Origin of the sequence: Allocoprococcus comes, from assembly GCF_013300725.1 — a bacterium.
GTDB lineage: Bacteria > Bacillota > Clostridia > Lachnospirales > Lachnospiraceae > Allocoprococcus > Allocoprococcus comes_A.
The window spans coordinates 40,342-56,038 of record NZ_JAAIMM010000001.1 but is presented as its reverse complement, the minus strand read 5'-3'; the positions used below and the strand labels follow the sequence as shown (position 1 = coordinate 56,038).

Below are 15,697 nucleotides of genomic sequence, written 5' to 3'. Positions count from 1 at the left end.
TATTATACACTGACTTTTATCAGAAAGAAAGGTAGAAATCGAGCAGGCCGGCTCACTATATACACAAAAAGCCACAGGCATAAATGCCTGTGGCTTTCGATCTCATTTGATTATACAAGCTCAAGAATAACTTCCATTGCAGCGTCACCTTTACGCTGTCCAATTTTGATGATTCTTGTGTATCCGCCGTTGCGGTCTGCATACTTAGGAGCGATCTCTGTAAACAGTTTGTCTACCAGATCAACTTCTTTTGTATTTTTCTTCTTTCCAGCTGCAGCAGTCGGAACTTCTGTTACAGGGTAAAGTACTTTCAGCATCTGACGTCTTGCATGAAGTCTTGACGGATTGTCTTTTTTGATTGTCTTTTCAACTTCTTCGTATACAGTAACTTTCTTACCATCTACTACTTCTTTAACTCTCTTGCCTTCTGCATCTTTCTTAGCAACTTTAGCTTTGATTGTAACTTCTTCGAAGTTATCTTTTTCTTTTACAGCTGAAGCGATAAGACCTTCTGCGATCTTACGGATTTCTTTAGCTTTAGCTTCTGTTGTTCTGATTTTTCCGTGCTGAAGAAGCATTGTTACCTGATTTCTCAGTAATGCTTTTCTCTGACTTGCTGTTCTTCCAAGTTTTCTATACTTTGCCATTTTTTTAATCCTCCATTATTCGGGACATACCGGCATGCACCTTCGGTCTTACTGCGGATATGCCATCTGGTTATGCTTTCATCGGGCTTACTAGCCAGATCGTGTGTCAGTGTTTCTGCCTGTATTCACATGCGAAACGGGAACTTCTTATTCGTCTCCCTGGCTGAGTTCAAGACCAAGTTCTTTTAATTTAGCAAGAACTTCTTCAAGAGATTTACGTCCAAGGTTACGAACTTTCATCATATCTTCTGATGTTCTGTTTGTAAGTTCTTCTACAGTATTGATTCCTGCTCTCTTCAGACAGTTGTATGAACGAACAGAAAGTTCAAGTTCATCAATACTCATTTCAAGAACTTTTTCTTTTTCATCGTCTTCCTTTTCAATCATAACTTCCGCTGACTGAGCAACTTCAGAAAGATCAATAAAGAGCTTGAGATGTTCATTTAATACTTTTGCAGCAAGGCTGACTGCTTCATCCGGTGCAAGAGTACCATTTGTATAAACATCAAGTGTGAGTTTATCATAATCGGTAATCTGTCCGACACGAGTATTCTGAACTGTAAGATTTACACGCTCAACCGGTGTATAGATAGAGTCGATCGGAATCACACCAATCGGCATATCTTCTGTCTTATTCTTATCAGAACCTACATATCCTCTTCCCTTTGTGATAGTCAGTTCCATATAAAGCTTGCTGTCTGCACCACCGTTAAGTGTAGCGATTACAGTTTCCGGATTCATGATTTCAATATCAGAATCTGCCTGAATATCAGCAGCTGTAACTACGCCCTCTCCCTCAAATTCGATGTAAGCTGTCTTCGGCTCATCTGTCTCGGAAGAATTCTTAATTGCGAGTGTTTTTAAGTTCATGATAATTTCAGTTACGTCTTCCTTTACGCCCGGAATAGAACTGAACTCATGCAATACTCCGTCGATTTTAATCTGGCTGATTGCAGCTCCCGGCAGAGAAGAAAGCATAATTCTTCTCAGAGAGTTTCCAAGTGTTGTACCATATCCTCTTTCGAGTGGTTCTACAACAAATCTGCCATACTTCTTATCATCTGAAATCTCTGCAATTTCAATATTAGGTTTATTAAAATCAAACACTATTTTAGTCCCTCCTTATGGGTTTTTGTATGTTGAGGGTGTCAGTTTTTGTCCTGTTTTCGATAAAAAACAGGATATTTCCTAACAGAACCTTAACGAACCCAGAAATCAGGTCCGTTAAGTATTGCATTTTATATAAATGCGTTCTATTTAGAATATAACTCGACGATCATCATTTCGTCAACTGGAACATCGATTGCTTCACGAGTAGGAAGTTCTTTAACTGTTCCTTTCAGGTTTTCGATATCTGATTCAAGCCATTCCGGAACAAGACGTCCGCCTGTAACTTCTACGATATCTTTGTATCTCTGTGAAGACTTTTTGCCTTCTTTGATTTCGATTACGTCACCAGCTTTGATGAGGTAAGAAGGGATGTTAACCTGTTTTCCGTTAACAAGAACCTGTTTGTGATCAACGATCTGTCTTGCTTCACGTCTTGTTCTTGCAAATCCAAGACGGAATACTACGTTATCCAGTCTTGATTCAAGAAGAACCATCAGGTTTTCACCTGTCATTCCGCTCATCTGATCTGCTTTCTTGAAGTAGTTCAGGAACGGTTTTTCTAATACACCATAGATGAATTTAGCTTTCTGTTTTTCACGTAACTGAAGACCATACTCGCTCATTTTTCTATTGGATCTCTTTAACTGTCTGTTAGACTTTTTATCAATTCCAAGATATACCGGATCCATTCCAAGGGAACGGCATCTTTTAAGAACCGGGACTCTATTTACTGCCATGTTCGTATCCTCCTATAATAATTCGACTAGACTCTTCTTCTCTTCGGCGGGCGGCATCCATTGTGTGGTACCGGTGTTACGTCTCTGATGCTTGTTACATCAATTCCGCATGCCTGAAGAGCACGGATTGCTGCTTCTCTTCCTGAACCTGGTCCTTTTACGAATACGTCTACTGATTTAAGACCATGCGGCAGAGCTGCTTTAGCTGCTGTTTCAGCTGCCATCTGAGCTGCGTATGGAGTAGATTTTCTTGAACCTCTAAAACCAAGACCACCGGCACTTGCCCATGATAAAGCATTTCCCTGTGCATCTGTCAAAGTAACGATTGTATTATTGAAAGATGACTGGATATGTGCCTGTCCGCGTTCAACGTTTTTCTTGACACGTTTTTTTGTCACTTTTTTTGTAACTTTCTTAGCCATTTAAACTAACCTACACTTTCCTTATTTATTATTTGTCGAAATTATTTCTTCTTGTTTGCTACTGTTCTCTTAGGACCTTTTCTTGTTCTTGCATTGGTCTTTGTCTTCTGACCACGAACCGGAAGTCCTTTTCTGTGACGGATTCCTCTATAGCATCCGATTTCCTGAAGTCTCTTGATGTTAAGAGCGATCTCTCTTCTAAGATCACCTTCAACAGTCTGAGTTTCATCGATCACTGCACTGATCTTTTTAACTTCGTCGTCTGTAAGATCTCTGCAGCGAGTATCAGGATTAACTCCTGCTTCTGCGAGAATACGGGTTGCACTTGTTCTTCCGATTCCATAGATATAAGTCAATCCGATTTCTACACGTTTGTCTCTTGGTAAATCTACACCTGCAATACGAGCCATTTGTGATTTCCTCCATTTTCTTTCTTTTTTTGGTTTCACATTGTCCTATAATGAGGCTGCGGGCATCCCGTTATCAAAAAGAGCCCTACCGGACTTTTCAAAATGTATCCAATGCCTCAGATACGTCCGATATCCCAGCCCAGATGCGGTTCGGTATCCGCATCCTTTCCGGCAACCGATCTCTCGGCTAATGACCGCCGGTTTTTAAGCAATATACTAGAAACCACTTGCCCGTGGTGTTCATGTATATTAAATAGTGGATAGCGCTCTACACACACCCTGGCGTATCCTCTATCAGCCGCCTAATTAAGTTTAACATAAATCAAATCTGTCAACGCTCCGTGCGCCTAAATTCCTCTGTCGCTCTTACGAGCTCGTCGTCATTAAGGCTTGGGAGCAGCTTTCACACTAAAATTCAAGCTTCGCCTGTGGCTTGCTTTCATTAAGTGTGAAATGCTTATCCCTGACGCTGTTTATGTTTCGGATTCTCGCAGATAATTCTGACGCTTCCTTTTCTCTTGATAACTTTGCATTTTTCGCAAATCGGTTTTACTGATGATCTAACCTTCACGTCAAATCCTCCTTTCATACCTTGCCTGGTCTGCATTTTCCCCCTGTGCGCAAAAAAAGTCCTTCGCACAGTTCGCATAAAATTATATCACCTGGCTTTTGGTTTTGTCAAGTAATATTTTATTTATCTCTCCAGATAATTCTTCCTTTAGATAAATCGTATGGTGACAGTTCCAGAGTAACTTTGTCACCCGGTAAAATTTTGATAAAGTTCATACGCAGCTTTCCGCTGATATGAGCAAGTACCTGATGTCCATTTTCCAGTTCTACCTGAAACATGGCATTCGGAAGTTTTTCTACTACTGTTCCTTCGATTTCAATTACATCTGCTTTAGACATTTATTTGTCCTCCTTCTTTTCTGACATCTTATATTCTTTTAATATCCGTTTCAGCTTTACATCATCCGCTTCGGAAATCTCATGTTTTTCTCTAATGAGCTGTACATGTTTCTTTTTCTTTTTCTTTGGACTCTGAAGCGTTTTCCTCTCCCCGTCTGCAAGATATGTATACTGTTCATCCAGTCCGACGATCACATATACCTTATCTTTATCATGACCGGCCAGAGATTTCGCAAGCATTCCTGTTTCCCATCTATCCATTTTCTGTTCCTCTGTTCTGTTATACATTTCCATCTGCAATCGACAGGATCTTCGGTTCGTCTTTTGTGATCAGAATTGTATTTTCATAATGTGCTGATGCTTTTCCGTCTGCCGTCACCACTGTCCAGTTATCACTCATCCAGCGGATCCGCTCAGTTCCGAGATTGATCATCGGCTCAATTGCCAGTGTCATTCCGGCTTTCAGTTTCGGTCCTCTTCTTCGCATCTGGAAATTCGGAATCTCCGGTGACTCATGAAGACCGGTCCCTATTCCATGTCCGCACAGTTCCCTGACAACACCGTATCCAAAGCTTTCCGCATACTCACCGATCGCTCTGGATATATCATATAGATGATTGCCTTCTTTTGCGAACTTTATTCCTTCGAAAAAGCTTTCCCGCGTTACATCGATCAGTTTCTGAAGATCCGGTCTGATCTCGCCGACAGCATGTGTCCTCGCAGCATCAGAATGGTAACCTTTGTAGATCACTCCTGCGTCCAGGCTCACGATATCACCTTCTTTTATGATATGCTTTGCTGACGGGATCCCGTGAACGATTTCATCATTTACAGAAACACAGATAGACGCCGGATATCCATTGTAATTCAGAAAAGAAGGTTCGCAGCCATAGCTGCGAATAACTTCTTCACCTAATGCATCGATATCCAGTGTACTCATTCCTGGTTTTAATGCCTTCTCCAGTTCCTTATGTACGATCCCCAGAATCCTTCCGGCTTCTGTCATCAGTTCAATTTCTCTTTCTGATTTAATCGTAATCGGCATCTGTTACTCTCCTAATATAGAAACAATGGCTCCGAATACATCTTCCATATCCACTGTTCCATCAACGCTTTTCAGAATTCCCGCTTTTGTATAATAATCGATCAGCGGCTGTGTCTGTTCATGATATACATGCAGTCTCTTTTCAACTGTCTCCGGTTTGTCATCATCACGAAGGATCAGTTCTCCTCCGCAGACATCACAGATTCCGTCTTTCTTCGGTGCTGCATATACAAGATGGTAAGTTGCGCCACATCCTACGCATGCGCGTCTTCCACCCATACGCTTTACAATATTTTCGTCCGGAACATCTACATCGATTGCATAGTCCATCTTCTGTCCCTTCGCTTCCAGTGCCTTATCAAGCGCCTCAGCCTGTGGAATTGTACGTGGAAAACCGTCCAGTACATATCCCTTCGTACAGTCATCCTGACTCACACGGTCTACAACCAGATCTACGACCAGTTCATCCGGAACAAGAAGTCCCTGATCCATATAAGTCTTCGCTTTCTTTCCAAGTTCTGTTCCGTTCTTAATATTTGCGCGGAAAATATCTCCTGTTGAAATATGAGGAATTCCGTACTTAGCGGCAATTTTTTTTGCCTGTGTACCTTTTCCTGCACCAGGAGCACCTAACATAATGATTTTCATTTTACTATTCCTCCTTCAAATGTCATAATGGCAAAAGAGCCCGTTGTCTTTGATTATACTCTAAAAGACAACGGGCTACAATTGTTTTAATATCCAAGAAAACTATTTTTCATAGATTTTCCTTTGACATTCAAAAATCCTGTGTAATTACGAACGAGCATCTGAGACTCAATCTGTTTGAGTGTCTCAAGAACAACACCGATGATAATGATCAGGGAAGTTCCACCGAATGATACATTCGCTCCAAACACACCATTGAACACAAACGGAATTACCTGTACAATTACAAGTCCGCATGCACCAATAAAGATAATATAATTCAATATCTTATTTAAGTAGTCCACAGTAGGTTTTCCTGGTCTGATACCTGGGATAAATCCACCGCTTTTTTTCATATTATTTGCAATTTCCAACGGGTTAAAAGTAATGCTCGTATAGAAATATGCAAAGAAAATCGTAAGTACGATATATACTATAAGTCCCCAGGAATAGTAAATCTTATCCGGATTACACCAGTTTCCTGAACTTAAGCCTCTGAGGATTTCACTTCCGATGCCTTTTCCGTTGCCCTTGCCCATAAATGAAGCAATAACAACCGGGAACTGCATAATAGATGAAGCGAAAATAACCGGAATTACTCCGGCGGTATTAACCTTCAGCGGAATGTTCGTTGACTGTCCACCTACTGATTTTCTTCCCTGTACTTTCTGCGAATACTGAACCGGAATTCGTCTCTCCGCATCCTGAAGTATTACCGTAAATACTACAAGTACGAGAATGATTGCAATGATAATGATCGCTGCAAGTCCTCCACTGGCAAGACCTTTGCCACTGATGAACTTCTCATACAGTGAAGTCATATCACTTGGAATACGTGATAAAATGTTAATGAGCAGGACGATAGAAATACCATTTCCCACTCCTTTTTCTGTAATTCGTTCCCCGATCCACATAAGGAATGCAGATCCTGCAGTTAATGTAAGAACTACAATTGCAGCATTTACAAAATTGAACTTTTCCAGAAGTCCCTGACGTCCAAATCCGACAGCCATAGCAGTAGATTCGATCAGAGCAAGCACAACTGTCACATAGCGAGTTAATGCGGTAAGCTTCTTCCTTCCATCTTCTCCTTCTTTCTGCATTTCCTCAAGTTTCGGAATTGCAATCGTAAGAAGCTGGATGATAATGGAAGATGTGATATACGGGGTAATACTCAATGCAAAGATGGACATTGTCTCAAACGAACCACCGGTGAAAGCGTTAAAGAAGTTAAACGAATCACCGGTCTGGTTCGCAAAGAAATTCTGAATATAGGTCGGATCAACTCCCGGTGTCGGAAGCTGAGATCCGAGTCTTACTACAAACAACATTGCAAGGGTATACAATATTTTTCTCCGTATGTCTTCAATCTGAAATGCTTTACGGAATGTTTGTAGCATTAGATCACCTCTGCTTTTCCACCAACAGCTTCAATCTTTTCTACAGCACCTGCGCTGAATGCATTTGCCTGAACAGTAAGCTTTTTGGTTAACTCTCCATTTCCAAGAATTTTAACACCATCTCTGGCATGTTTTACGATTCCTGCTTCAATCAGAGTTTCAACTGAAACTACTGCATCGTTGTCAAATACTTCGAGAGCACTGACATTGATTCCAACGATTTCCTTAGAGTTTCTGCAAGTGAAACCTCTCTTAGGAATACGTCTGTATAATGGCATCTGTCCACCTTCGAAACCTGGTCTCGGAGCTCCGGAACGAGCTTTCTGACCTTTGTGTCCCTTACCAGCAGTCTTACCATTTCCTGAGCCGTGTCCACGACCTCTTCTGAAATTATCACTATGTTTTGATCCGTCAGCCGGTCTTAAATTAGATAAGTCCATTGTGACACCTCCTATCTAAGATTTATGCTTCTTCTTCTACTTTTACCAGATGTCTTACCTGCTGAACCATTCCTCTGGTTGCAGCGTTATCCGGAAGGACAACTGTCTTATTAACCTTCTTAAGGCCTAATGCTTCTACTGTTCTTCTGTGTTTCGGAACAGCACCGATTGTTGATTTTACTAATGTGATTTTTAAATTTGCCATTGTAATCTCCTCCCTAGCCTAAGATCTCTTCTACAGTTTTACCGCGAAGTTTAGCTACGTCTTCTGGAGCTTTCAGCTGACTTAAACCTTCGATAGTAGCAAGTACTACGTTCTGTTTATTGTTAGATCCGAGAGATTTTGTACGGATGTTCTTGATACCTGCAAGTTCGATTACGGCACGAGCCGGTCCACCTGCGATAACACCAGTACCTTCCGGAGCTTTCTTCAGAAGTACAGAAGCACTTCCGAATTTTCCAATATAATCATGTGTAATACTTTCATTTTCATCTAAAGTAACTTTGATAAGTTTCTTCATAGCATCTTCTTTTCCTTTGCGGATTGCTTCCGGAATTTCAGCTGCTTTTCCTAAACCTGCACCAACATGGCCGTTTCCGTCGCCAACAACTACTAAAGCTGTGAATCTCATGTTACGACCACCCTTAACAACTTTGGTAACACGTTTGATTGATACTACTTTTTCGGTAAGTTCTAACTGATTAGCATCAATACGTTCCTGTTTCATGTGTCCGTCCTCCTTCTAGAAATTCAAACCAGCTTCTCTTGCTGCGTCTGCTAATGCTTTGATTTTTCCGTGATAGATAAATCCTCCTCTGTCAAATACAACAGAAGTGATACCTTTCTCGATTGCTTTCTTTGCAATTACTGTTCCAAGGTATGCTGCTGCTTCAACGTTGTTGGTTTTTTCCAGTTCAGCTTTCACATCTTTCTGAAGAGTGGAAGCGGAAACCAGAGTGTTTCCAACTGTATCGTCAATAATCTGAGCATACATATGATTATTACTTCTAAACACAGCGAGACGCGGTCTTTCAGCTGTACCACTGAAACGGTTACGCAGTTTTCTATGTTTATTTACACGAACTTCGCTTCTTGATTTCTTACTAACCATTTGTTCACACTCTCCTTACTTATTTTTTACCAGTTTTACCAACTTTACGTCTGATAACTTCATCAGCATATTTGATTCCCTTGCCCTTATAAGGTTCCGGTCTTCTCTTATCTCTGATTTCAGCTGCGTACTGGCCAACTTTTTCTTTACTGATTCCCTTAACGATGATTTTGTTCTGTCCGTCAAGAACAGTTTCGATTCCTTCCGGATCTTCCATCTCAACCGGGTGAGAGTATCCCAAATTCAATGTTAATTTGTTTCCAGATTTGGAAGCTCTGTAACCTACACCGTTTACTTCAAGAACTTTTTCATATCCTTCAGTAACACCGATTACCATGTTGTTGATCAGTGTTCTTGTAAGACCATGAAGAGATTTCATCTTCTTGAGATCGTTCGGTCTTGTTACGATAACTTCTTCGCCTTCTTTTTTGATTTCCATTTCAACTGGAAGTTCTCTTACGAGAGTTCCCTTAGGACCTGTTACAGTCACTACATTGTTCTCTGCGATTTCAACAGTTACGCCTGCCGGGATCGCTACTGGATGTCTTCCGATACGTGACATACCCTTTACCTCCTACACTTACATTTTCGGAACAGCACCTTTTGGCTGCTCTGTTTTCAGTTGCAATTTATTGAGTATCGAATGAAATCACGGAAACATGATTCCATTCGTTTTCTCCATTTTATCTGGTTATTACCATACGAAGCAAAGAACTTCTCCGCCTACGCCGAGCTTTCTTGCTTCTTTGTCTGTAATCACGCCCTGGTTTGTAGAGATGATTGCAGTTCCAAGTCCTCCAAGTACTCTCGGAAGTTCGTCTTTACCAGCGTAAACACGAAGACCTGGTTTAGAAATCTTTTTGATTCCAGAAATAACTTTTTCGTTCTTATCTGCACCATATTTTAATGTGATGCGGATTGTATTGAAGTTTCCTTCTTCAACGATATCATATTTTGTGATGTATCCTTCGTTAACAAGAATGTCAGCGATAGCAATCTTCATCTTTGAAGCCGGAACATCTACTGTATCATGTTTTGCAGTGTTTGCGTTACGGATTCTTGTAAGCATATCTGCAATTGGATCACTCATAGTCATTGTGGATTATCCTCCTTTTCTACCAACTTGCTTTCTTTACGCCCGGAATTTCACCTTTGTATGCCAGTTCACGGAAGCATACACGGCAGATTCCATATTTTCTTAAATATGCATGTGGACGTCCACAGATTCTGCAACGATTATATTCTCTAGTAGAGAATTTCTGTTTGCGCTGCTGTTTCAGTTTCATTGCTGTCTTTGCCATGAAAATTTCCTCCTTATTTTGTGAATGGCATGTTGAACTGTGTTAACAATTCACGTGCTTCTTCGTCTGTGTTAGCAGTTGTTACGAAGATAACATCCATACCTCTAACCTTATCTACTTTATCATATTCGATTTCCGGGAAGATAAGCTGCTCTTTGATACCAAGAGCGTAGTTACCTCTTCCGTCGAATGCGTTCGGATTAACTCCTCTGAAGTCACGTACACGAGGCAGTGCAAGGTTGATGAGACGATCAACGAACTCATACATCTTTTCTCCTCTTAAAGTAACTTTGCATCCGATAGCCATTCCTTCACGGATCTTGAAGTTAGCTACTGAATTTTTAGCTCTGGTCAGAACTGCTTTCTGTCCAGTGATCTTTTCCATATCAGCTACAGCTGAGTCTAATGCTTTTGCATTGTCTTTTGCTTCGCCAACGCCCATGTTGATAACAACTTTGTCGAGCTTCGGCACTTCCATAATATTCTTATAACCAAATTTCTTGATCATTGCGTCAATGATCTCGTTCTGGTACTGTTCTTTAAGTCTACTCAAAGCCTTTGACCTCCTTCCTAGAACTAATCAATTACTTCGCCTGTTGATTTTGCAACACGTACTTTTTTGTCTCCATCAAGTTTGAAGCCTACTCTTGTAGCTTTTCCCTTGTGAACATACATTACGTTAGATGCATCGATCGGTCCTTCCTGATGAAGGATTCCACCTTCCGGATTAGAAGCGCTTGGTTTAGCATGTTTTGTTCTCATGTTAACGCCTTCTACCAGGACTGTACCGTTTTTCTGATCTACTGCGATTACTTTGCCTTCTTTGTCTTTATCTTTTCCAGCGATAACTTTAACGGTGTCGCCTTTTTTGATCTTCATTGTTGACATACTCGAACCTCCTTACAGTACTTCCGGAGCCAGTGAAACAATTTTCATAAACTGTTTCTCACGAAGTTCTCTGGCTACAGGTCCAAAAATACGAGTTCCTTTTGGGTTTTTGTCATCTTTAATAATAACAGCAGCGTTTTCATCGAATCTGATGTATGATCCATCTTTACGACGAGTGCTGTTTACAGTACGAACAACTACAGCCTTAACGACATCACCTTTTTTAACAACGCCGCCTGGTGTTGCATCTTTAACCGAAGCAACGATTACATCACCGATAGCTGCATATCTTCTTGTAGAACCGCCTAATACACGGATACAGAGTAATTCTTTAGCACCTGTATTATCTGCTACTTTTAATCTGCTTTCTTGCTGTATCATGCAGGTAAACCTCCTTATACTTTTATCAAAGTCAAACTATTTAACTTTTTCTACGATTTCAACAAGTCTCCATCTCTTATCTTTAGATAACGGTCTTGTCTCCATAACTTTTACTCTATCACCAATATTGCATTCATTATTTTCATCATGCGCTTTCAGTTTGTAAGTTCTTTTTACGATCTTATTGTAAAGCGGATGTTTTACATGGTCTTCTACTGCAACGACGATTGTTTTGTCCATCTTGTTGCTTACAACCTTACCAACTCTCGTTTTTCTCAGGTTTCTTTCCACGGTTATACTCCTTTCTGAATATCACCTAATTAAGCATTCTGGCTTTTTTCTGTGATCACTGTCTGGATTCTTGCGATATTCTTTCTTACTTCTTTGATTCTGCTTGTATTATCTAACTGATTTGTTGCGTTCTGGAATCTCAGATTGAAGAGTTCCTTTTTAGCAGCTACTAATTCTTCATTTAATTCTGCAACAGATTTTGCTTTTAAATCTTCTACAAATGTCTTAATTTTCACTGTTATCACCGCCTTCTAAGTCTGCACGAGAAACGATTTTACATTTACATGGTAATTTGTGCATAGCAAGACGTAATGCTTCTTTCGCAACTTCTTCAGGTACTCCTGCAAGTTCGAACATTACACGTCCTGGCTTAACTACAGCTACCCAGTATTCAAGAGTTCCTTTTCCAGAACCCATACGTGTCTCAGCCGGTTTCGTTGTTACTGGTTTATCAGGGAAGATCTTGATCCAAACCTTACCACCACGTTTGATGTAACGTGTCATAGCGATACGGGCAGCTTCAATCTGGTTAGATCTGATCCAACATGGTTCCATTGCTACAAGACCATATTCACCGTTTGTGATCTTGTTTCCTCTTAATGCTTTACCTTTCATGGAGCCACGGAACTGTTTTCTACGTTTTACTCTTTTTGGCATTAACATTATTTATCGCTCCCTTCCTTACCTGCCTTTGTTGGAAGTACTTCGCCTTTGTAAATCCATACCTTAACACCAACTTTTCCGTAAGTTGTGTCTGCTTCAGCGAAGCCATAGTCAATGTCTGCTCTCAGTGTCTGAAGCGGAATAGTTCCTTCGCTGTAAAACTCTGTACGAGCCATATCAGCTCCGCCGAGACGTCCGGATACGGATGTCTTAACACCAAGTGCTCCTGATTTCATAGTTCTTGACATGCAAGATTTCATTGCACGACGGAAGGAAATACGATTTTCCAGCTGCTGTGCGATGTTTTCAGCAACAAGCTGAGCATCTTTGTCAGGTCTTTTTACTTCTTTGATGTCAACGATAACTTTCTTATCTGTCATTTTCTGAAGTTCAGCTTTTACTTTTTCGATCTCAGAACCGCCTTTACCGATTACAACACCCGGTTTAGCAGTATAAACGATGATCTTAACACGATCAGAAGCTCTTTCGATTTCAATCTTAGAAACTCCTGCGCTGTATAATTTATTCTTCAGAAATTTTCTGATTTTATGATCTTCTACTAAATAGTCAGCAAAATCTTTTTCTGCATACCATTTAGAGTCCCAGTCTTTGATAACACCGACTCTTAAGCCATGAGGATTAACTTTCTGTCCCATTATTGCCCTCCTTATCTTTCATTAAGCACAAGTGTAATATGACTCATTCTCTTTTCGATTCTGTAAGCTCTGCCCTGTGCTCTCGGTCTGATTCTCTTCATTGTTGGTCCTTTATTTGCGTAGCATTCCTCAATATAAAGGTTTTCAACACTCATACCGTTGTTATTCTCAGCATTTGCGATAGCTGATTCCAATAATTTCTTTATAATGCTTGAAGCGTATCTTGGATTGTATGTTAAAATACCAAGCGCTGTTGTTACATCCTTACCTCTGATGGCATCTAATACGAAGCATGCTTTCTGAACAGAAACTCTGGCGTAAGATAACTTAGCTGAAGGTCTGGTGTCCTTGTTTGCATTTCTTTCTCTCTTAATTTGACTTCTATGTCCTTTTGCCATGGGATGAAACCTCCTTTCAATACGTTAAATATTATCTAACTTTCGATTTCTTTTCGTCTTTTCCATGTCCTCTGTATGTTCTGGTTGCTACGAACTCTCCGAGTTTGTGTCCAACCATATCTTCTGTTACATATACCGGAACATGTTTTCTTCCATCATGAACTGCGATTGTATGTCCAACCATAATCGGGAAGATTGTAGAACGACGAGACCATGTTTTGATAACACCCTTGTCTCCTGATGCGTTCATTGCTTCCACTTTCTTAAGCAGGCTTGCGTCTGCGAATGGTCCTTTTTTAAGTGAACGAGCCATAGGTTCTAACCTCCTTGAAAATTAACTATTTGATTCCTCTACCGTCTTTTCTTCTGATGATCAGCTTGTTAGACTGTTTGTTTTTCTTACGAGTCTTAAGACCAAGTGCCGGTTTACCCCAAGGAGTGCACGGACCCGGACGACCGATTCCAGTCTTACCTTCACCACCACCATGCGGATGATCATTCGGGTTCATAACGGAACCACGAACTGTAGGTCTGATACCCATGTGACGTTTACGTCCTGCTTTACCAATGTTTACAAGGTTGTGATCGCCATTTCCAACAACACCAACTGATGCGCGGCATTCGATCGGAACCATTCTCATTTCTCCTGAAGGAAGACGAAGTGTTGCGTACTTTCCTTCTTTAGCCATGAGCTGTGCGCTGTTTCCTGCTGAACGAACCATCTGTCCGCCTTTTCCAGGATGAAGCTCAATGTTATGAACCTGTGTACCAACCGGGATAGCTGAAAGCGGCAGGCAGTTTCCTACTCTTACTTCTGCTTCTGGTCCGTTCATAACCTTCATTCCGTCTGTAAGTCCTTCTGGTGCGATGATGTAAGCTTTTTCTCCATCAGCGTAGCAGATAAGTGCGATGTTAGCACTTCTGTTCGGATCGTATTCGATTCCGATTACAGTTGCCGGAATTCCGTCTTTTTTACGTTTGAAGTCGATTACTCTATATTTTCTCTTAACTCCGCCTCCGCGGTGTCTAACAGTGATTTTACCCTGATTGTTACGTCCGGCAGTCTTGCTCAGAGAAACTACTAAAGATTTCTCCGGTGTTGTTTTTGTGATTTCTGAGAAATCAGAGCCGGTCATATGTCTTCTGGAAGGTGTATATGGGCGGTATGTTTTAATTCCCATTACTCTATCTCCTTTCGCATTTTGCTAGTTATTTTTGTCACGGATTTGCACCGTTTAGGTTCCAGTTTCTTACAGTCCCTGGAAAATTTCGATCTCTGCTGATTCTTCTGTCAGCTGAACGATTGCTTTCTTTGTCTTAGCTGTTTTTCCGAATGTCATGGTTCCGCGAACTCGTTTGTTCTTTCCATCCATGTTGATCGTGTTAACGCCAGCAACTTTTGTTCCTGGGAACATTTTTTCTACAGCTTCTTTGATCTGAGTCTTATTAGCTTCTGTGTGTACAAGGAATGTGTATTTCTTGTCAGCCATAAGAGCCATTGTCTTTTCGGTTACTACCGGTTTAAGGATTACATCATAATACTGAATGTTTGCCATTATGCGTACACCTCCTCGATTGCCTGTACAGCAGCCTTAGTTGCGATTACTGTATTGTACTTCAGGATGTCATACACATTGATTGTGTTTGTCTTAGCAGTTTTAACATCAGCAATGTTTCTAGCTGAAAGTTCTGCGTTCTTGTTTCCGTCTTCCAGAACTACGAGAGCTTTGGATACTGACAGGTTGTTAAGAACATCCTGGAATTTCTTTGTCTTGATCTCGTCGAAGTTGATTTCGTCAACAACGATGAATTTCTTTTCTTCTACTCTTGATGTCAGAGCGGATTTGAGAGCTGCTCTTCTTTCTTTCTTGTTAAGTTTGAAAGAGTAATCTCTCGGTGTCGGAGCAAATACTACTCCACCGCCTGTCCACTGCGGAGCTCTTGTAGATCCCTGTCTTGCATGACCGGTACCTTTCTGTCTCCATGGTTTTCTTCCGCCGCCGGAAACTTCTGAACGAGTTTTCGCTTTCTGTGTTCCCTGACGTTTATTTGCAAGCTGGCTTACAACTGCCATGTGTACAAGGTGTTCGTTTACTTCTACACCGAATACAGCATCGTTTAAGTCGATTGTTCCAACTTCTTTACCTTCGATATTGTAAACAGATACGTTTGCCATCTGTATGTTCCTCCTTTCCTAGTG

The 15,697-nt window shown here is 40.9% G+C and carries 30 protein-coding genes; all 30 read right to left on the bottom strand.

The features are described 5' to 3' along the window. Nucleotides 1–110 precede the first annotated feature (110 nt). Nucleotides 111–647 (bottom strand): bL17 family ribosomal protein, encoded by a 537-nt coding sequence (locus tag G4407_RS00340; RefSeq protein WP_022220184.1) that lies wholly within the window; start codon nucleotides 645–647, stop codon nucleotides 111–113. Nucleotides 648–794: 147 nt separating this feature from the next. After that, nucleotides 795–1,754 (bottom strand): DNA-directed RNA polymerase subunit alpha, encoded by a 960-nt coding sequence (locus G4407_RS00335; RefSeq protein WP_008372575.1) that lies wholly within the window; start codon nucleotides 1,752–1,754, stop codon nucleotides 795–797. 146 nt (nucleotides 1,755–1,900) lie between these two features. Further along, the gene (rpsD, locus tag G4407_RS00330; protein ID WP_022220185.1) at nucleotides 1,901–2,494 is read right to left on the bottom strand and encodes a 30S ribosomal protein S4; all 594 of its coding nucleotides are present in this window, start codon (nucleotides 2,492–2,494) and stop codon (nucleotides 1,901–1,903) included. A gap of 26 nt (nucleotides 2,495–2,520) precedes the next feature. Continuing rightward, nucleotides 2,521–2,916, bottom strand: a complete 396-nt coding sequence (gene rpsK, locus G4407_RS00325; protein ID WP_008372572.1) for a 30S ribosomal protein S11 — start codon at nucleotides 2,914–2,916, stop codon at nucleotides 2,521–2,523. A 41-nt stretch (nucleotides 2,917–2,957) separates the two neighbouring features. Further along, the gene (rpsM, locus tag G4407_RS00320; protein ID WP_022220186.1) at nucleotides 2,958–3,326 is read right to left on the bottom strand and encodes a 30S ribosomal protein S13; all 369 of its coding nucleotides are present in this window, start codon (nucleotides 3,324–3,326) and stop codon (nucleotides 2,958–2,960) included. A gap of 457 nt (nucleotides 3,327–3,783) precedes the next feature. Next, nucleotides 3,784–3,897: a 50S ribosomal protein L36 gene (gene rpmJ, locus G4407_RS00315; protein ID WP_005339020.1), complete on the bottom strand. Its 114-nt coding sequence runs from the start codon at nucleotides 3,895–3,897 to the stop codon at nucleotides 3,784–3,786. A gap of 119 nt (nucleotides 3,898–4,016) precedes the next feature. Continuing rightward, entirely contained in the window at nucleotides 4,017–4,235 is a 219-nt protein-coding gene (infA, locus tag G4407_RS00310; RefSeq protein WP_004607275.1) for a translation initiation factor IF-1, read from the bottom strand. Continuing rightward, nucleotides 4,236–4,496, bottom strand: coding sequence for a KOW domain-containing RNA-binding protein (locus tag G4407_RS00305; RefSeq protein ID WP_173687309.1), 261 nt, complete (start codon nucleotides 4,494–4,496; stop codon nucleotides 4,236–4,238). A gap of 19 nt (nucleotides 4,497–4,515) precedes the next feature. Next, entirely contained in the window at nucleotides 4,516–5,280 is a 765-nt protein-coding gene (map, locus tag G4407_RS00300) for a type I methionyl aminopeptidase (protein ID WP_173687308.1), read from the bottom strand. Nucleotides 5,281–5,283: 3 nt separating this feature from the next. Continuing rightward, entirely contained in the window at nucleotides 5,284–5,928 is a 645-nt protein-coding gene (locus tag G4407_RS00295) for an adenylate kinase (protein ID WP_173687307.1), read from the bottom strand. 86 nt (nucleotides 5,929–6,014) lie between these two features. Beyond that, nucleotides 6,015–7,367 carry a preprotein translocase subunit SecY gene (gene secY, locus G4407_RS00290; protein ID WP_173687306.1) on the bottom strand — a complete coding sequence of 451 codons (1,353 nt, stop codon included), beginning with the start codon at nucleotides 7,365–7,367 and terminating at the stop codon, nucleotides 6,015–6,017. Next, the gene (gene rplO / locus G4407_RS00285; protein WP_008372558.1) at nucleotides 7,367–7,807 is read right to left on the bottom strand and encodes a 50S ribosomal protein L15; all 441 of its coding nucleotides are present in this window, start codon (nucleotides 7,805–7,807) and stop codon (nucleotides 7,367–7,369) included. The genes secY and rplO overlap by 1 nt, the downstream gene beginning before the upstream one ends. 22 nt (nucleotides 7,808–7,829) lie before the next feature. Continuing rightward, a complete protein-coding gene (gene rpmD, locus G4407_RS00280; RefSeq protein WP_008372557.1) occupies nucleotides 7,830–8,012 on the bottom strand; it encodes a 50S ribosomal protein L30 in 183 nt (60 codons plus the stop codon). 13 nt (nucleotides 8,013–8,025) lie between these two features. Next, the gene (gene rpsE, locus G4407_RS00275; protein ID WP_055297548.1) at nucleotides 8,026–8,535 is read right to left on the bottom strand and encodes a 30S ribosomal protein S5; all 510 of its coding nucleotides are present in this window, start codon (nucleotides 8,533–8,535) and stop codon (nucleotides 8,026–8,028) included. 15 nt (nucleotides 8,536–8,550) lie between these two features. Continuing rightward, the gene (gene rplR / locus G4407_RS00270; protein ID WP_008372552.1) at nucleotides 8,551–8,919 is read right to left on the bottom strand and encodes a 50S ribosomal protein L18; all 369 of its coding nucleotides are present in this window, start codon (nucleotides 8,917–8,919) and stop codon (nucleotides 8,551–8,553) included. Nucleotides 8,920–8,938: 19 nt separating this feature from the next. Then, nucleotides 8,939–9,481 (bottom strand): 50S ribosomal protein L6, encoded by a 543-nt coding sequence (gene rplF / locus G4407_RS00265; RefSeq protein WP_173687305.1) that lies wholly within the window; start codon nucleotides 9,479–9,481, stop codon nucleotides 8,939–8,941. A gap of 132 nt (nucleotides 9,482–9,613) precedes the next feature. Further along, on the bottom strand, nucleotides 9,614–10,015 hold the full coding sequence (rpsH, locus tag G4407_RS00260) for a 30S ribosomal protein S8 (protein ID WP_008372548.1): 402 nt from the start codon (nucleotides 10,013–10,015) through the stop codon (nucleotides 9,614–9,616). Between the two features lie 19 nt (nucleotides 10,016–10,034). Next, nucleotides 10,035–10,220 (bottom strand): type Z 30S ribosomal protein S14, encoded by a 186-nt coding sequence (locus tag G4407_RS00255; RefSeq protein WP_008372546.1) that lies wholly within the window; start codon nucleotides 10,218–10,220, stop codon nucleotides 10,035–10,037. Between the two features lie 13 nt (nucleotides 10,221–10,233). Continuing rightward, nucleotides 10,234–10,773, bottom strand: a complete 540-nt coding sequence (gene rplE, locus G4407_RS00250; RefSeq protein WP_008372545.1) for a 50S ribosomal protein L5 — start codon at nucleotides 10,771–10,773, stop codon at nucleotides 10,234–10,236. Between the two features lie 23 nt (nucleotides 10,774–10,796). Further along, complete coding sequence (gene rplX, locus G4407_RS00245) at nucleotides 10,797–11,108, bottom strand: 50S ribosomal protein L24 (protein WP_022220190.1); 312 nt, start codon at nucleotides 11,106–11,108, stop codon at nucleotides 10,797–10,799. A 12-nt stretch (nucleotides 11,109–11,120) separates the two neighbouring features. Beyond that, complete coding sequence (gene rplN, locus G4407_RS00240) at nucleotides 11,121–11,489, bottom strand: 50S ribosomal protein L14 (protein WP_008372541.1); 369 nt, start codon at nucleotides 11,487–11,489, stop codon at nucleotides 11,121–11,123. A gap of 36 nt (nucleotides 11,490–11,525) precedes the next feature. Beyond that, on the bottom strand, nucleotides 11,526–11,780 hold the full coding sequence (rpsQ, locus tag G4407_RS00235) for a 30S ribosomal protein S17 (RefSeq protein WP_022220191.1): 255 nt from the start codon (nucleotides 11,778–11,780) through the stop codon (nucleotides 11,526–11,528). A 29-nt stretch (nucleotides 11,781–11,809) separates the two neighbouring features. Beyond that, on the bottom strand, nucleotides 11,810–12,016 hold the full coding sequence (gene rpmC / locus G4407_RS00230) for a 50S ribosomal protein L29 (RefSeq protein ID WP_008372537.1): 207 nt from the start codon (nucleotides 12,014–12,016) through the stop codon (nucleotides 11,810–11,812). Next, on the bottom strand, nucleotides 12,006–12,443 hold the full coding sequence (gene rplP / locus G4407_RS00225) for a 50S ribosomal protein L16 (RefSeq protein ID WP_008372535.1): 438 nt from the start codon (nucleotides 12,441–12,443) through the stop codon (nucleotides 12,006–12,008). The genes rpmC and rplP overlap by 11 nt, the downstream gene beginning before the upstream one ends. After that, nucleotides 12,443–13,099: a 30S ribosomal protein S3 gene (gene rpsC, locus G4407_RS00220; RefSeq protein ID WP_008372532.1), complete on the bottom strand. Its 657-nt coding sequence runs from the start codon at nucleotides 13,097–13,099 to the stop codon at nucleotides 12,443–12,445. The genes rplP and rpsC overlap by 1 nt, the downstream gene beginning before the upstream one ends. Nucleotides 13,100–13,110: 11 nt before the next feature. After that, entirely contained in the window at nucleotides 13,111–13,497 is a 387-nt protein-coding gene (gene rplV, locus G4407_RS00215) for a 50S ribosomal protein L22 (protein ID WP_008372530.1), read from the bottom strand. A gap of 31 nt (nucleotides 13,498–13,528) precedes the next feature. Beyond that, nucleotides 13,529–13,810 (bottom strand): 30S ribosomal protein S19, encoded by a 282-nt coding sequence (gene rpsS, locus G4407_RS00210; protein WP_008372528.1) that lies wholly within the window; start codon nucleotides 13,808–13,810, stop codon nucleotides 13,529–13,531. Between the two features lie 25 nt (nucleotides 13,811–13,835). Then, nucleotides 13,836–14,678 carry a 50S ribosomal protein L2 gene (gene rplB, locus G4407_RS00205; protein WP_055261675.1) on the bottom strand — a complete coding sequence of 281 codons (843 nt, stop codon included), beginning with the start codon at nucleotides 14,676–14,678 and terminating at the stop codon, nucleotides 13,836–13,838. Between the two features lie 69 nt (nucleotides 14,679–14,747). After that, the gene (gene rplW, locus G4407_RS00200) at nucleotides 14,748–15,053 is read right to left on the bottom strand and encodes a 50S ribosomal protein L23 (RefSeq protein ID WP_008372525.1); all 306 of its coding nucleotides are present in this window, start codon (nucleotides 15,051–15,053) and stop codon (nucleotides 14,748–14,750) included. Continuing rightward, nucleotides 15,053–15,673, bottom strand: a complete 621-nt coding sequence (gene rplD / locus G4407_RS00195) for a 50S ribosomal protein L4 (protein ID WP_008372524.1) — start codon at nucleotides 15,671–15,673, stop codon at nucleotides 15,053–15,055. Before rplD ends, rplW begins: the two co-directional genes overlap by 1 nt. Nucleotides 15,674–15,697 lie beyond the last annotated feature (24 nt).

What these genes read in the sequence shown, in the direction of transcription:
- rpsK (WP_008372572.1), bottom strand. Translation starts at nt 2,916, where the DNA reads ATGGCTAAGAAAGTTACAAAAAAAGTGACAAAAAAACGTGTCAAGAAA.
- rplX (WP_022220190.1), bottom strand. Translation starts at nt 11,108, where the DNA reads ATGTCAACAATGAAGATCAAAAAAGGCGACACCGTTAAAGTTATCGCT.
- rpsH (WP_008372548.1), bottom strand. Translation starts at nt 10,015, where the DNA reads ATGACTATGAGTGATCCAATTGCAGATATGCTTACAAGAATCCGTAAC.
- rplW (WP_008372525.1), bottom strand. Translation starts at nt 15,053, where the DNA reads ATGGCAAACATTCAGTATTATGATGTAATCCTTAAACCGGTAGTAACC.
- rpsC (WP_008372532.1), bottom strand. Translation starts at nt 13,099, where the DNA reads ATGGGACAGAAAGTTAATCCTCATGGCTTAAGAGTCGGTGTTATCAAA.
- rplF (WP_173687305.1), bottom strand. Translation starts at nt 9,481, where the DNA reads ATGTCACGTATCGGAAGACATCCAGTAGCGATCCCGGCAGGCGTAACT.
- rplV (WP_008372530.1), bottom strand. Translation starts at nt 13,497, where the DNA reads ATGGCAAAAGGACATAGAAGTCAAATTAAGAGAGAAAGAAATGCAAAC.
- rplB (WP_055261675.1), bottom strand. Translation starts at nt 14,678, where the DNA reads ATGGGAATTAAAACATACCGCCCATATACACCTTCCAGAAGACATATG.
- rpsS (WP_008372528.1), bottom strand. Translation starts at nt 13,810, where the DNA reads ATGGCTCGTTCACTTAAAAAAGGACCATTCGCAGACGCAAGCCTGCTT.
- rplD (WP_008372524.1), bottom strand. Translation starts at nt 15,673, where the DNA reads ATGGCAAACGTATCTGTTTACAATATCGAAGGTAAAGAAGTTGGAACA.
- rpsE (WP_055297548.1), bottom strand. Translation starts at nt 8,535, where the DNA reads ATGAAACAGGAACGTATTGATGCTAATCAGTTAGAACTTACCGAAAAA.
- infA (WP_004607275.1), bottom strand. Translation starts at nt 4,235, where the DNA reads ATGTCTAAAGCAGATGTAATTGAAATCGAAGGAACAGTAGTAGAAAAA.
- rplP (WP_008372535.1), bottom strand. Translation starts at nt 12,443, where the DNA reads ATGTTAATGCCAAAAAGAGTAAAACGTAGAAAACAGTTCCGTGGCTCC.
- rpsM (WP_022220186.1), bottom strand. Translation starts at nt 3,326, where the DNA reads ATGGCTCGTATTGCAGGTGTAGATTTACCAAGAGACAAACGTGTAGAA.
- G4407_RS00340 (WP_022220184.1), bottom strand. Translation starts at nt 647, where the DNA reads ATGGCAAAGTATAGAAAACTTGGAAGAACAGCAAGTCAGAGAAAAGCA.
- G4407_RS00305 (WP_173687309.1), bottom strand. Translation starts at nt 4,496, where the DNA reads ATGGATAGATGGGAAACAGGAATGCTTGCGAAATCTCTGGCCGGTCAT.
- G4407_RS00295 (WP_173687307.1), bottom strand. Translation starts at nt 5,928, where the DNA reads ATGAAAATCATTATGTTAGGTGCTCCTGGTGCAGGAAAAGGTACACAG.
- rpsD (WP_022220185.1), bottom strand. Translation starts at nt 2,494, where the DNA reads ATGGCAGTAAATAGAGTCCCGGTTCTTAAAAGATGCCGTTCCCTTGGA.
- rplR (WP_008372552.1), bottom strand. Translation starts at nt 8,919, where the DNA reads ATGGTTAGTAAGAAATCAAGAAGCGAAGTTCGTGTAAATAAACATAGA.
- G4407_RS00255 (WP_008372546.1), bottom strand. Translation starts at nt 10,220, where the DNA reads ATGGCAAAGACAGCAATGAAACTGAAACAGCAGCGCAAACAGAAATTC.
- map (WP_173687308.1), bottom strand. Translation starts at nt 5,280, where the DNA reads ATGCCGATTACGATTAAATCAGAAAGAGAAATTGAACTGATGACAGAA.
- rplN (WP_008372541.1), bottom strand. Translation starts at nt 11,489, where the DNA reads ATGATACAGCAAGAAAGCAGATTAAAAGTAGCAGATAATACAGGTGCT.
- rplO (WP_008372558.1), bottom strand. Translation starts at nt 7,807, where the DNA reads ATGGACTTATCTAATTTAAGACCGGCTGACGGATCAAAACATAGTGAT.
- secY (WP_173687306.1), bottom strand. Translation starts at nt 7,367, where the DNA reads ATGCTACAAACATTCCGTAAAGCATTTCAGATTGAAGACATACGGAGA.
- rpmD (WP_008372557.1), bottom strand. Translation starts at nt 8,012, where the DNA reads ATGGCAAATTTAAAAATCACATTAGTAAAATCAACAATCGGTGCTGTT.